The organism is Luteibacter aegosomaticola, assembly GCF_023078475.1.
Classification (GTDB): Bacteria; Pseudomonadota; Gammaproteobacteria; order Xanthomonadales; family Rhodanobacteraceae; genus Luteibacter; species Luteibacter aegosomaticola.
On record NZ_CP095741.1, the window covers coordinates 3095317 to 3109167 of the forward strand.

General features: G+C 65.5%; 13 protein-coding genes and 1 riboswitch. Of the genes, 7 read left to right on the forward strand and 6 right to left on the reverse strand.

Features of this window, described 5'->3' with window-relative positions:
• Window positions 1-14: 14 nt before the first annotated feature.
• The 6 genes from L2Y96_RS13610 to L2Y96_RS13635 all read left to right on the forward strand — a co-directional run bounded on the left by L2Y96_RS13610 (window position 15) and on the right by L2Y96_RS13635 (window position 4168).
• Entirely contained in the window at window positions 15-914 is a 900-nt protein-coding gene (locus L2Y96_RS13610) for an RNA polymerase sigma-70 factor (protein WP_247326910.1), read from the forward strand.
• A gap of 145 nt (window positions 915-1059) precedes the next feature.
• Window positions 1060-1821, forward strand: coding sequence for a PAS domain-containing protein (locus L2Y96_RS13615; RefSeq protein ID WP_247326912.1), 762 nt, complete (start codon window positions 1060-1062; stop codon window positions 1819-1821).
• Window positions 1818-2762 carry a hypothetical protein gene (locus L2Y96_RS13620; RefSeq protein WP_247326914.1) on the forward strand — a complete coding sequence of 315 codons (945 nt, stop codon included), beginning with the start codon at window positions 1818-1820 and terminating at the stop codon, window positions 2760-2762. The genes L2Y96_RS13615 and L2Y96_RS13620 overlap by 4 nt, the downstream gene beginning before the upstream one ends.
• Window positions 2759-3322 (forward strand): GTP-binding protein, encoded by a 564-nt coding sequence (locus L2Y96_RS13625; RefSeq protein ID WP_247326924.1) that lies wholly within the window; start codon window positions 2759-2761, stop codon window positions 3320-3322. The genes L2Y96_RS13620 and L2Y96_RS13625 overlap by 4 nt, the downstream gene beginning before the upstream one ends.
• Window positions 3319-3753 carry a roadblock/LC7 domain-containing protein gene (locus L2Y96_RS13630; RefSeq protein ID WP_247326925.1) on the forward strand — a complete coding sequence of 145 codons (435 nt, stop codon included), beginning with the start codon at window positions 3319-3321 and terminating at the stop codon, window positions 3751-3753. The genes L2Y96_RS13625 and L2Y96_RS13630 overlap by 4 nt, the downstream gene beginning before the upstream one ends.
• Before the next feature lie 49 nt (window positions 3754-3802).
• The gene (locus tag L2Y96_RS13635) at window positions 3803-4168 is read left to right on the forward strand and encodes a hypothetical protein (protein ID WP_247326935.1); all 366 of its coding nucleotides are present in this window, start codon (window positions 3803-3805) and stop codon (window positions 4166-4168) included.
• Between the two features lie 74 nt (window positions 4169-4242).
• Here the strand turns inward: L2Y96_RS13635 and greA are convergent, their stop codons facing one another.
• Genes greA through carA form a run of 3 tightly spaced genes read right to left on the reverse strand, consistent with a single transcriptional unit; the run spans window position 4243 to window position 9140 of the window.
• The gene (greA, locus tag L2Y96_RS13640) at window positions 4243-4725 is read right to left on the reverse strand and encodes a transcription elongation factor GreA (protein ID WP_247326936.1); all 483 of its coding nucleotides are present in this window, start codon (window positions 4723-4725) and stop codon (window positions 4243-4245) included.
• A complete protein-coding gene (gene carB, locus L2Y96_RS13645; protein WP_247326939.1) occupies window positions 4722-7949 on the reverse strand; it encodes a carbamoyl-phosphate synthase large subunit in 3228 nt (1075 codons plus the stop codon). Before carB ends, greA begins: the two co-directional genes overlap by 4 nt.
• Before the next feature lie 51 nt (window positions 7950-8000).
• Window positions 8001-9140 carry a glutamine-hydrolyzing carbamoyl-phosphate synthase small subunit gene (gene carA / locus L2Y96_RS13650; RefSeq protein ID WP_247326942.1) on the reverse strand — a complete coding sequence of 380 codons (1140 nt, stop codon included), beginning with the start codon at window positions 9138-9140 and terminating at the stop codon, window positions 8001-8003.
• A 209-nt stretch (window positions 9141-9349) separates the two neighbouring features.
• Between carA and L2Y96_RS13655 the strand changes: the two genes are divergently transcribed.
• Window positions 9350-10042 (forward strand): 2OG-Fe(II) oxygenase family protein, encoded by a 693-nt coding sequence (locus tag L2Y96_RS13655; RefSeq protein ID WP_247326948.1) that lies wholly within the window; start codon window positions 9350-9352, stop codon window positions 10040-10042.
• 174 nt (window positions 10043-10216) lie between these two features.
• On the opposite strand, the gene L2Y96_RS13660 is transcribed toward L2Y96_RS13655, so the two are convergent.
• From L2Y96_RS13660 to dnaJ, 3 genes are all read right to left on the reverse strand, one after another.
• Entirely contained in the window at window positions 10217-11227 is a 1011-nt protein-coding gene (locus tag L2Y96_RS13660) for a sodium:calcium antiporter (RefSeq protein WP_247326965.1), read from the reverse strand.
• A gap of 29 nt (window positions 11228-11256) precedes the next feature.
• A riboswitch (yybP-ykoY riboswitch) is annotated at window positions 11257-11447 on the reverse strand.
• Window positions 11448-11466: 19 nt separating this feature from the next.
• The gene (gene dapB, locus L2Y96_RS13665; protein WP_247326978.1) at window positions 11467-12261 is read right to left on the reverse strand and encodes a 4-hydroxy-tetrahydrodipicolinate reductase; all 795 of its coding nucleotides are present in this window, start codon (window positions 12259-12261) and stop codon (window positions 11467-11469) included.
• A 457-nt stretch (window positions 12262-12718) separates the two neighbouring features.
• Complete coding sequence (gene dnaJ / locus L2Y96_RS13670; protein ID WP_247326981.1) at window positions 12719-13843, reverse strand: molecular chaperone DnaJ; 1125 nt, start codon at window positions 13841-13843, stop codon at window positions 12719-12721.
• Window positions 13844-13851: the final 8 nt, after the last annotated feature.

A 13851-nucleotide genomic window follows, 5' to 3' on the forward strand; every position in this document is an offset into this window, starting at 1 on the left:
ACGTCTGGAGTGACATGAGCGCTACTACCGCCACCTTTATCGCCCTGCGCCCCCGGCTGCATGGCATCGCCTACCGCATGCTCGGCTCGGTACCCGAGGCCGAAGACGTGGTGCAGGACGTATGGCTGCGCTGGCACGGCACCGATGCCACGGGCATCGACAACCCTGAAGCATGGCTGGTGACCGCGACCACCCGCCGGGCCATCGACCAGCTACGGGCCGCGCGTACCCGCCGCGAGCAGTACGTAGGCATCTGGCTGCCCGAGCCCGTGCTCACCGACGATGGCGCCACCCCGGAAGACCTGCAAGAGCTGGCCAGCGACGTTTCCGTGGCCTTCCTGGCCCTGCTCGAGCGGCTCGCCCCCGAGGCCCGCGCCGCCTTCCTGCTCCGCGAAGTGTTCGACGAGGGCTATCCGGAGGTCGCCCGCGTCCTGGGCAAGAGCGAAGCCGCCTGCCGCCAACTGGTCCACCGCGCGAAGGAGCAACTGCGCGACGAGCGCCCACGCTTCGAAGTGAACCAGGCCACGCACGCCAGCCTGGTACGCGGTTTTGCCAGCGCGATGGCGTCAGGGGACTTCCGGGCCATGCGTGACATGCTGGCGCCCGATGCGCAGCTCCTGGGCGATGGCGGCGGCCATGTGACAAGCTTCCCCAAGCCGATGGAAGGCGGTTCCCGCATCGCCCAGTTGCTCTTTGCCCCAAGCATTCGCAACGACCGCGGCATGCGTATCGAGCTCACCCGCGTCAATGGCGAACTCGCGATACTCCGATATTTCTCAGGTGCCCTGGAGTCCGTCCAGACGTTTGCGATCGCAAATGGCCGGATTACCGCCATCCATGTGCAGCGCAACCCCGAGAAGCTGGCCCGCCTCGTCGCCCGCCAGGCTGGCTTCAGCGGGCCTGAAACGCCGTAGCCAAACAAGCCGGCGAGGAATCTGCGCAAATTCGGCAGTCTTGTCGGTTCTGTGTGCATTTGCACATTTTCGGCTAACATATGCCGAAATCGCTTAAATCGTTCTAAGACAACGACCCCACCCTGGCAGGGGGGATGGAGCAGGTATGGAGTACCTCGATGCGGAGAATGCCCTTCTCCGTGAAGGATTGCGCGCGACCCGGATAGGGCTTTGCATCGTGGACGCGAATGATCGCGTCGTGCAGACCGCCGGCGACTTCGCCGAACGCCTTGGCAGTTCCGATCGCGACATGCTGGGCAGCAGCCTCCGGTTACACCTCCCCAACACCCTCTTGCTCCCAGGCCTCGCTGGCCTGCTCGGCATGGATGGAGGTGAGGTGGGCGCGGAAGGCCATCTGCGCGGCCAGAACGGGGCCGCCGACAAGGTCCTGCTCTTCCAGGCGCGCACGGCCACCGTCGCGGGCGCCCGTTTCCGCATCATCACCATGGTGGATCTCGACAACTTCGGGGCCACGCGCGACCGCATGGGCGATCTGCAAGATACGTTGCAGGCCATCGCGGCCAGCGTCGTCCTGGTGGATGCCCAGGCACCCGACCTGCCGATTGCCTACGTCAACCGTCGCTTCGAGCAGCTCACGGGCTATACCGCCCGGGAATGCATCGGCCGCAACTGCCGCTTCCTGCAGGGGCCGGACACCGATCCGGCTGCCGTGGAAGCGATCCGCCGGGCGATCGGCCTGCGCCAGGCCACCCAGGTGGTACTGCGCAACTACCGGAAGAACGGCGACGCGTTCGACAACGAACTCTTCCTTTCGCCGATCTTCGACGCCGAGGGCCGTCTGCGCTGGATACTCGGTGTGGCACGCGAGCGCCGCGAGCGCGCCCTCTCGTCGCAGGCCGCCGCATGAGCCCGCAAACCGCGCGCCTGGCGGTGGCCTTTGCGCCGATGCCGCTTGCCGACGCCCTCCTCCTGCGCGCCGGGCTGCGCGCCGCCGGCGTGCGCTGGCGCACCGTGCCTGCCGAACACTGCGACGTGCTGCTGTCGACCGACCTGGGCACGCTCCCGCCGGCACCGAGCGATAACGTCGTACGGATCGTTGCGGGACCGCGCCGCGCCGCGCAGCCGGATATCCGCTTCCTCGACCGCTGGCCGAATACCACCCAGCTTGCCGACACGATCGCGCAGGGGCGCCGCGCGGCCGCGAATCCGCTGCGGATGGATAACACGCCGACGACGGCCGGCGGCACACCCGCCTCGGTCGATGCATGGCTTGCCCACGCCACCCATGCGGGTGCCACGGGCCAGCGCCTGCAGATCGACGGGAGTACGGGGCCCGTGGCGTGGCTTGATGTCGCCGAAGGCGCTGGCTGGGTCGCACCGACCGTGGCCAATGCCCTGCCCGCGGCGATGACCGACGCCTTCCTTCGAACGCAAATCACCGCGGATGAAGCCCCGGCGGAAGCACTGCGTTGCTCCGCTGCGCACGTCCTTTGGGCGATCGCGCTGGGCCGGCCATGGACCATTGCGGAGCTCGGGATCGAGCCGCAACGCCGCCTGCGCCTGAAGCGCTGGCCTGATTTCGGCTCACTCGAACGCCGCGACACCTTCCTGCGCGTCGCCTCGCAGCTGATTCGCGAACCCACGTCGCTCGAGCACCTGCTCGCGGCGCACCCCGCCAAACAGGCGGATGTGCTCGCCCTGCTCGCCGGCTGCCGCCTTTGCGGCTGGCTCGATGTCACCGATACCTTCGACAAGCACGCCCCGGCTCGCCGCGAAGCACCCACGCGGGGCCCGCTGCACGCCGCGATGGGCAAGCTGCGCCGCGCACTGGGCATGGGGCAGTCATGATGCAACGCGACTACAAGATCGTCTTCCTCGGCCCGATGGGCGCCGGCAAGACCACTGCGATCTCGGCCATCAGCACGCGGCCGCCGGTGGCAACGGAAGTACGCAACACCGACCTCGCCGCGCACGGCAAGGCCTCGACCACCGTAGCGCTCGACTATGGCGAAGTGGCGCTCGACGACGGCGGCATGCTGCGCCTTTACGGCGTGCCCGGCCAGTCGCGGTTCGCCTTCATGTGGCCAATGGTTGGCAAGGGCGCACTCGGCGCCGTGCTGCTGATGGACGCCACCCGCGCCGACGGTCTTACCGGCCTGGATCCGTTCCTGGATTCATTCGATGCGCTCTTCCGCGCTGGCCGCGCCGTGGTCGGCGTCGGTCGCAGCAACGAGCCGGGTGCGCACAGCGTCGATGACGTGAGTGGCCATCTGGCCGAACGCGGCTTGTTTGCGCCCGTGTTTTCCGTGGACGTGCGCCAGCGCGCCGATGTCCATCTGCTGCTCGACGTGTTGTTTGTCCAGATTGAAGCGCAGGCGGATGCCGAGCGCACGGAAGTCGCCCCATGACCAGCCTGACCGAATCCACCGCGACCGAGGCCTCGCGCCCGCTTTCGCGCACGCAGCGCTACGTGCTGGAACAGTTCCTGCAGGCGCTGATCGCCCGCCTCAACGGCGCCGAGGCCGCCATGCTGGCGACCGCCGACGGCTTTGCCGCCGCGTTCCACGGCACGCTCGACGAAGCCATGCAGAGCCGCCTCGCCGCCGTCATCAGTTCGCTGAGCGCACTGGGTGAAGCGGCCGGCCAGCAGATCGATGCCGGCGCGCTGAACGTGGTGAGCCTGCAGTACGACGCCCGCCAGATGCAGCTGATTTCGATCCGTGGTCAACGCAGCGACTACGTACTGGCCGTGCTGGCCAAGCCCGACCTGCTCCTCGGTAACAGTCTTTGGGCGTTGCGTGAATGCGCCGCCCAGATCATCGCCGCGCTCAAGCCCTGAGCGCGCAACCCCGCCTGACCTAAACACAACGCACCCAAGGAACGAAAGCATGGCCACGCTCAACGAATCGCTCGACAACCTGATGACCACCGATGGCGCGATTTGCGCTGCGCTGGTCGATGCCAATAGCGGCATGTGCCTCGGTACCGCCGGCAACACCGCCTCGTTCGACCTGGATATCGCTGCGGCAGGCAACACGGAAGTGGTGCGCTCGAAGCTGAAGACCATGTCGGCGCTGGGTATCAAGGAGTCGATCGAAGACATCCTGATCACGCTTAGCGGCCAGTACCACATCATCAACCCGGTGTCGCAGCACGCGGGTCTGTTCTTCTACGTGGTGCTGGACCGTTCGAAGTCGAACCTGGCCCTGGCCCGTCGCAAGACGGCCGACGTGTCGGTCGCCCTGGCGATCTAACGTCAGCGCTCCAGCAGGACATAAAAAAGGCCCCGGTTTTTGCCGGGGCCTTTTTTTGTTACGTGTAACGACTGTTACTTGTAACGGACGCCTTTGATCTCGTACGTCTTCGTACCATTCGGTGCGTTGAAGTCGAACTCATCGCCCTCGTTCTTGCCGATCAGCGCACGCGCGATCGGCGAGCTCACCGCAATCAGGAACTTCTTGATGTCGGCCTCGAGGTCACCCACGATCTGGTACGTGACCTCCGCCTCGCTATCCAGATCGACCAGGTCGACGATCGCGCCGAACACAATGCGCGGTGCAACGGTAAGGCGCTCGGTGTCGATGACTTCCGAGTTCGAAAGCGCTGCCTCGAGCTCGTTGATGCGACCCTCGTTGAAGCCGTGCATCTCACGGGCGGCATGGTATTCCGCGTTTTCCTTCAGATCGCCGTGCGCACGGGCTTCGGCCACGGCTGCGACGATCTCCGGACGCTTGACGCGCTTCAGGTATTCCAGCTCGTCACGCAGACGGTCGGCACCCACCGCGGTCATCGGGGGACGGGTTGCGCTCATGCCTTCAGCTCCTTGTGAAGTTCCTGCAGGCTGTGGACTTCCGGTTCCGCGTGGAAATCGAGCGAGTGCACGAGGGCACGCGCGCCTGCGACAGTCGTGGAATACGTGACGCGCTGCTGCAGCGCTTCACGGCGGATCGAGAACGAATCGGAGATGGCCTGCTTGCCTTCCGTCGTGTTGACGATATAGACCACTTCGCCGTTCTTGATCAGGTCGACGATGTGCGGACGGCCTTCGAGCACCTTGTTGATGCGCTCGCACGCCACGCCGTTGTCCTGCAAGAACTGCGCGGTACCCGAGGTAGCCACCACGGTGTATCCGCGGGTCGCCACTTCCTTCGCGATCGGCAGCAGGCGGTCCTTATCGGCATCACGCACCGACATGAAGACCTTGCCCTTCGGCGGTGCCTTGATGCCGGCCGCTTCGTGGCCGCGTGCAAAGGCGGCACCGAAGGTGCGGCCCACGCCCATCACTTCGCCGGTGGACTTCATCTCGGGGCCGAGGATCGGATCCACGTTCTGGAACTTCAGGAACGGGAAGATCGCTTCCTTCACGGCGTAGTACGACGGGATGATTTCCTTCGTGGCGCCCTGCTTTTCCAGGGAGATGCCGGCCATGGCGCGCGCGGCGATCTTGGCCAGCGACATGCCGGTGGCCTTGCACACGAACGGCACCGTACGCGAGGCGCGCGGGTTCACTTCCAGGATGAACACGTCATCGCCCTGGATGGCGAACTGCGTATTCATCAGGCCGACAACCTTCAGCTCCCGGGCCATCACCTTCACCTGGCGGCGCATTTCATCCTGCACCTCCTGGGTCAGCGAGTACGGCGGCAGCGAGCACGAGGAATCGCCCGAGTGAACGCCGGCTTCTTCGATGTGCTCCATGATGCCGCCGATGAGGACATTGCCGTCGGCGTCGGCCACGATATCCACGTCCACCTCGACAGCGTGGTCGAGGAAGCGATCCAGCAGCACCGGCGATTCGTTCGACACCTGCACGGCCTCGCGCATGTAGCGCGTGAGATCGGCATCGGCGTAGACGATTTCCATGGCGCGGCCACCGAGCACGTAGCTCGGGCGCACGACCAGCGGGTAGCCGATCTCGCGGGCCAGGGCCAGCGCTTCGTCGGCGTTACGCGCGGTGCGGTTCGGCGGCTGCTTCAGATCCAGCTTCTGGATCATCTTCTGGAAGCGCTCGCGGTCTTCGGCCAGGTCGATCGAATCGGCGCTGGTGCCGATCACCGGCACGCCAGCAGCCTCAAGCGCACGTGCGAGCTTCAGCGGGGTCTGGCCGCCGTACTGCACGATGACGCCCTTCGGCTTCTCGAGGTCGACGATTTCCAGCACGTCTTCGAGCGTCAGCGGCTCGAAGTACAGGCGATCGGAGGTGTCGTAGTCGGTCGAGACGGTTTCCGGGTTGCAGTTGACCATGATGGTTTCGAAACCATCTTCGCGCAGGGCGAGCGCGGCGTGCACGCAGCAGTAGTCGAACTCGATACCCTGGCCAATGCGGTTCGGGCCGCCACCAAGAACGATGATCTTGTCCTTGTTGGTCGGGTTGGCTTCGCACTCTTCCTCGTACGTGCTGTACATGTACGCGGTGGTGGTGGCGAACTCGGCGGCGCACGAGTCAACGCGCTTGTACACCGGGCGCACGCCCAGGGTACGGCGCAGGTGGCGCAGCGCGCCCTCGTCGGTGCCGACCAGTTCGGCCAGGCGTGCATCGGCGAAACCCATGCGCTTGAGTTCACGCAGGCGCGGCTCGTCGAGGGCGGTGAGGCCCTGGCGCTGCACTTCGCCTTCGGTCATCACGATGTCTTCGAACGCGGCGAGGAACCACGGATCGATGCGCGTGAGGTCGTGCACTTCTTCCAGCGAGAGGCCGGCGCGGAACGCATCGGCCACGTGGAAGACGCGATCGGGGCGCGGCTCGCGCAGCTCGCGCTTGAGCGTCTGGAAGCCTTCTTCGCTGCCGATGTCCAGGCCGGTCGGGTTCAGGCCGGTCTTGCCGATCTCGAGGCCACGCAGGGCCTTCTGCATCGATTCGTGGAAGGTGCGGCCCATCGCCATCACTTCGCCCACCGACTTCATCTGGGTGGTGAGGCGGGCGTCAGCAGCCGGGAACTTCTCGAACGCGAAGCGCGGGATCTTGGTGACGACGTAATCGATCGACGGCTCGAACGAGGCCGGGGTGAGGCCACCGGTGATGTCGTTCTTAAGTTCATCGAGCGTGTAGCCGACGGCGAGCTTGGCGGCGACCTTGGCGATCGGGAAGCCGGTGGCCTTGGAGGCCAGCGCCGACGAACGCGACACGCGCGGGTTCATTTCGATGACGACCACGCGGCCATCTTCGGCATTGATGCCGAACTGCACGTTGGAGCCGCCGGTATCCACGCCGATCTTGCGCAGCACCGCGATGGAAGCGTTGCGCAGGCGCTGGTATTCCTTGTCCGTCAGGGTCTGTGCCGGCGCCACGGTGATCGAGTCACCGGTGTGCACGCCCATCGGGTCGAAGTTTTCGATCGAGCACACGATGATGCAGTTGTCCGCCTTGTCGCGGACCACTTCCATCTCGAATTCCTTCCAGCCGAGCACCGACTCTTCGACCAGCACTTCGTGCGTGGGCGAGAGCTCGAGGCCGCGACCGACGATCTCGACGAACTCTTCCTTGTTGTAAGCGATGCCGCCACCCGAACCGCCGAGGGTGAAGCTCGGGCGGATGATGGTCGGGAAGCCGACGGTGGCCTGGATCTCGAGCGCCTGCTCCATCGAGCGGGCGACGGCGGCCTTGGGGCATTCCAGGCCGATGTCGGCCATGGCCTTGCGGAACAGGTCGCGGTCTTCGGCCATGCGGATGGCTTCGCGCGACGCGCCGATAAGCTCAACGCCATAGCGCTCGAGCACGCCGTTGTCGGCGAGGTCGAGGGCGCAGTTCAGGCCGGTCTGGCCGCCCATCGTCGGCAGCACCGCATCGGGGCGCTCCTTGGCGATGATGCGCTCGACGGTCTGCCAGTTGATCGGCTCGATGTACACGGCATCGGCCGTGTCCGGGTCGGTCATGATCGTCGCCGGGTTCGAATTGACCAGGACGACGCGGTAACCCTCTTCCTTCAGCGCCTTGCAGGCCTGGGCGCCGGAGTAATCGAACTCACAAGCCTGGCCGATAACGATCGGGCCGGCGCCGATGATGAGGATGGTCTTTAGGTCGGTGCGCTTTGGCATGGTTTTTCTCGCGAATCGAAGGCTGGATGGAGGTGTGGGGCGAGCGGCGTGTTACGCCTGCTTCGCCTTGTGCGCTTCCATCGCGGCAATGAACGTATCGAACAGGTAGCCGACGTCTTCCGGGCCGGGGCTCGCTTCCGGGTGGCCCTGGAAGCAGAACGCCGGCTGGTCCGTGAGGGCGAAGCCCTGCAGGGAGCCGTCGAACAGCGAGGTATGGGTGACGCGCACGTTGGCCGGCAGCGTCTTCGGATCCACGGCGAAGCCATGGTTCTGCGAGCTGATCAGCACACGGCCGGTGTCGTGATCCTTCACCGGGTGGTTCGCGCCGTGGTGGCCGAACTTCATCTTCAGCGTCTTCGCACCGATGGCCAGCGCCATGATCTGGTGGCCGAGGCAGATGCCGAACACCGGGATCTTCGTGGCGAGGATCTGCTTCGTCGCCTCGATGGCGTAATCGCACGCGGCCGGATCGCCCGGGCCGTTGGCCAGGAAGATGCCATCGGCGTTCATGGCGAGCACGTCGGCGGCCGGCGTTTCAGCCGGGACCACGGTGATGTCGACGCCACGGCCGGCGAGCAGGCGCAGGATGTTCTGCTTCACGCCGAAGTCGTAGGCCACCACACGGAATTTCTTCGGCGCGTTGAAGAAGGCCTGCTTGTCGAGGTCGTATACGCCCTCGCCCCACTGGTAGGTGGTCTTGGTGCTGACGACCTTGGCGAGATCCATGCCGTTGAGGCCCGGGAAGCCCTTGGCCTTGGCCACGGCGGCGTCGGCATCGATGGCGTCGCCAGCGACGATGCAGCCGTTCAGGGCGCCCTTCTCACGCAGGATGCGGGTGAGGCGGCGGGTATCGATGCCAGCGATGGCGACGACGTTGTGGCGCTCAAGGTAATGCGGCAGCGGTTCCTGGCTACGCCAGTTGCTGGCCAGGCGCGGCACATCGCGCACGATGAGGCCGGCCGCGTGGACGCGCGGGGCTTCGACGTCGACGTCGTTGGTACCGGTGTTGCCAATGTGCGGGTACGTGAGGGTGACGATCTGCTGGTTGTACGACGGGTCGGTCAGGATTTCCTGATAACCGGTCATGGCGGTGTTGAACACCACCTCACCAACGGTCTCACCGTGGGCACCGACCGCGTGGCCGTGAAAAACGCTGCCGTCTTCGAGAGCAAGCAGAGCAGGAGTACGCATGGGATGGCCGCCTTCGGGTGCAGCAAAGCCCGCAAGCCAGCTTTATAGCGGCTCGTGGGCCTTGGGGATGGGAACGTTTGGGCGGGTAAGAATTGTAGGCGTGAGAGGCCCTTCTGTCCACCGGCTTAGACTGAACAATTACGTAGGATTACGTGCCAGATGCCCGTTCTGGCACGATACAATGGCCATTAGTGGTACCTGACCGAGAAATGCCCGCCATGTTGCTCGACCCCTCCCGCCTGGATCGTCCCGATACTGACATCCGGCACGAGCCCTTCTCGTTCATGATCGCCCACGGCCAGCTGCCCGATGAGGCCCGTAGCGAGCTCGACCGGGATTTCCCGCAGTACTCGAGCGCCGGGTTCTTCCCCTACGACGCCGCCGATTGCGGCCCGTCGGTGAACGAGCTGGTGGGCCAGATGACCTCGCGCCCGTTTTCCGCCGCGGTGGGCCGCCACCTGAAGATCGAGGGCCTGGAGGACTACCCCACCCTGGTCACCTTGTGCCGCCTGCTCAATCGCCGCCACGGCACGATCCACACCGACAGCAAGTCGAAGATCGCCACGGCGCTGATCTATCTAAACCCGATGTGGCCGGATACCAGTGACGGCTGCCTGCGCTTCCTGGGCTCGATCGACAACATCGACGACACCGTGGCCCCCGAGCTGAAGCCGCTCTACGGCGAGTTCGCGGTCTTCCGCCGCTCTGAGAATTCGTTCCACGGGCACCTGCCCTACGAGGGCGAGCGCCGGGTCATCCAGGTGGCGTGGCTCACCTCGGAAGAGGAAAAGGCCCGCAAGACCAAGCGCGGCAAGTTCTCACGCGCCTTCAAGAAGATCTTCGGCAAGCTCGACCGCAAGGTCGGCGCCGACCGCGACCGCAACGCCTCGCACCGCGACTAAACGCCACGCCGCCCACCAAAACCTCGCACCGGTACCGTCGTTGTAGGAGCCCACCCTGTGGGCGACGCCTTTCGCGACCACGCCACAGGACCTGCGGCGGTGAGGCGAAAGATGTCGCCCACAGGGTGGGCTCCTACGATGGCGCGGCGCCGTTTGGAAACGCAGTGCGAGCGGTCAGGCGGCCCCGAAATACCAGCCGACGAACACGGCGAACACGCCGTACAGCAGGCCGATCGGCATCAGCCAGCGGGCCTCGACCGCGCCGCGACGGAACATGGCCCACAGGGCGATGACGGCCACCATGGTGACCACACCCGCCACGATCAGCGGCGTATCGAACAGCCACGGGGTGGCGAACAGCGCCAGCGAACTCGGGATCGTGGCCTGGATCATCATGGCGCCCGAAATGTTCGCCAACGCCAACCGCTCCTTGCCCTGTCGCACCCAGATCAGCGCATTCACGGTTTCCGGCAGCTCGGTGGCGACCGGGCTCAGCACCAGGGCGACCAGGTGCGGCGAAAGATGGAAGAACTCGCCGAAGGCCTCCAGCTGCCAGACGAAGACGCGCGAGGCGATGGCGATCACCACCAGGGCCAGGCCGGTCTGCAGCAACACCCATTTCATGGCCGGATCGGCATCGCGGGGGCGGAAGCTGAGCGGCTCCAACTCGTCCTCATCCTCAGGCGCCGAGCTGTCGTCGCGCATTTCGCGCCACACGTACAGGCCGTAAGCCAGCAGGAAGAGCACGCCCAGCCAGGGCTTCCAGGCGAAGGCGATGAGGCCCAAGCCCACCTTCACCACGAAGATGGCAAGGAACCAGGACTGGTCGCGGGCGAGGCGCTGGTGATCCACGCGGACGCGGGAATCCGTGCGCTTCAGGCGCTTACGGTTGAGATATAAGGCAAAACCTACGACGGCATAGGCGATCGTCGCGAGAACAAGCGGGCCGCCGAGGGCGGCGCCCACGCCAATGTCCTTGGCCTCCGGCGATTTGCCGAACATGACAGCCACGAAGGTGACGGCGCTTTCAGGAAGGGCCGTACCAAACGCCGCAAGCACGGTGCCGGTCGCCGTGGCTCCGAGGTTGAGCTTGCGCCCAAACCACTCAACGCCGTTGACGAAGTATTCGCAGGTGAAATAGATAGCCCCGGCCGAGACCAGGAAAAGGAAGGTTGTCAGCAGCATGGAATAGGAACAGGCCGGGCGAGCGCACGAATACCGATGGCACAACGACACCGCTCGCCCGGCCTCGGGTAAGCATGTCGATGGCCAAAGGTCTCGCCGGGCCGGCAGCGTGCTCTCCACACGCTACTGCCGTTCGCGCCATGGGGTCCGGGGACCACCAAGTCTGTTGACGCGAACTCCTCAGGGGGAACGAGGATGGCTACTCCCCAATGACATCGGCGCGGATCTTAACACGGTTTCTAGACCCGGGCGGCGATCACGTCTTCGATGGTCCAGGCGCCGGGGGCACGGCCGGCCATCCAGGCGGCGGCTTCAAGGGCGCCGCGGGCGAAGATGCTGCGATCGGTGGCGCGGTGGCCGAGCTCGATGCGCTCGCCCTGCCCCATGATCAGCGCCTGGTGCTCGCCGACGATATCCCCGCCGCGGACGACAGCGAAGCCGATGGTGCCGGCTTGACGGGCACCGGGGCGGCCCTCGCGGGCATAGACGGCCAGATCATCAAGCTTCGCGTCCCGGCCAGCGGCCGCGGCATGGCCCAACGCCAGCGCGGTACCGGAGGGCGCATCTTCCTTGCGACCGTGGTGGGCCTCGACGATATCGATATCCCAGCCCGGCAAGGCGGCCGCGGCTTCGCGCAGCAGGCGGGTAAGTACGGCCACGCCGAGGCTGAAGTTGGCGGCGCGCAGGACGGCGATGCGTTCGGCGGCGTGGATGAGACGATCTTCCATGGCGGCATCGAGGCCCGTGGTGCCGGTAACCAGCGCCGCGCCAGTCGCCTCGCAGACATCCAGCGCCGCACCAAGGCCCTCAGGGCCGCTGAAGTCGATCACGACATCGATGCCCGTGGCGTCATCCCACGTCGTGAAGCGCAGCGCGGAAACGTCGCCGTACGCAGCCTTGCCCAAGCGGGCGGAGGAAGCGGAGACCACCGCGCGCACCAGCTCAAAGCGCTCGTCGTCGCGCACAAGGTTAAGCAGCGCAAGACCCATGCGGCCAGAGGCACCGCTGATGGCGAGACGAATGGGGCGGGTCATGGGGATGGGCCTTCTAAATCGCAAAGAGGCTCATCCTAATCGTTCACCCCCGCCAATGCGACGACGCCCGCGAACACGACGACACCTCGAACATGGCGGTACATCGAACGCGGCGACACCTCCAATGCGACGACGCCTCGAATGCGACGACGCCCTTGTAGGAGCGCGCTTGGGCGCGACGCCGTTCGCGGGAGAGCAACAGGGCCTGTTGCGGTGAGGCGAAAGATGTCGCCCACAGGGTGGGCTCCTACAAGGCGCGACGGGCAACGGGTGATGCCGGGTCAGGAGACGACGCCCTGAGGGCGCCGATGCATCGAACGCGACGACGCCCTTGTAGGAGCGCGCTTGGGCGCGACGCCGTTCGCGGGAGAGCAACAGGGTCTGTTGCGGTGAGGCGAAAGATGTCGCCCACAGGGTGGGCTCCTACAAGGTACGACGATCGGCGGGTGCTGCCCGCTCAGGAGGTGACTTTGGACCAGAAGTCCTTGACGCCATCCATGAAGCTGTTCGAGCGCGGGGTGTGCTTCGCGGCGTCTTCGCCGACGAAGGTGGCTTCCAACTGCTGCAGGATGTCGCGCTGTTCCTTGGTGAGGCGGACCGGGGTTTCGACGACCACGGTGCAGATGAGGTCGCCCGTGCGGCCACCGCGCACCGATTTGACGCCACGCCCGCGCAGGCGGATCTGCTGACCCGTCTGGGTTTCCGGCGGCACGTTCACGGCCACCTCGCCATCGAGCGTCGGCACCATCAGTTCGGTACCCAGCGCGGCCTGGGCGAAACGGATGGGCATTTCGCAGAACAGGTCGGATCCGTCGCGCTGGAAGATCGCGTGCTCGCGCACGTGCACTTCCACGTACAGGTCACCCGCCGGCGAACCGGCCGGGCCAGCTTCGCCCTGCCCGGTCAGACGGATGCGATCGCCGTTGTCGACGCCCGCCGGAATACGCACCGAGAGCGTGCGCTCTTCTTCGAGACGGCCTTCGCCGTGGCACTTCTTGCAGGGCTTGTCGATCTTCTGGCCGGAGCCATGGCAGGTCGGGCACGCCTGCTGGATGGAGAAGATGCCGTTCTGCATGCGCACGCGGCCGTGGCCGGCGCAGGTGCTGCAGGTGGAAACCTTGCCGTCTTCCGAACCCGTGCCATTGCAGTGGTGGCAATTGACCTGGGTGGGAATCTCGATCTTCTTCTCGATGCCGAACACGGCTTCTTCGAGATCGAGCTCCATGATGTAGCGCAGGTCGGCGCCGCGGCGCGCACGCTGGCGGCCACCGCCACCACCGAAGATGTCGCCAAAGATATCGCCGAAGATGTCGCCGACGTCGCCAAAACCGGCGCCGCCACGACCGAAGCCACCGCCTTCGAACGCGGCATGGCCATGCTGATCGTAGGCCGCGCGTTTCTGGGCGTCAGAGAGGATGTCGTAGGCCTCTTTGGCTTCCTTGAATTTGTCGATCGCTTCCGGATCATCCGGGTTGCGGTCAGGGTGGTACTTCATCGCGACGCGACGAAAAGTCTTTTTAAGATCGCCTTCGGTGACGGTGCGTTCGACGCCGAGGATTTCGTAGTAGTCGCGCTTGCTCATGTTGCGTG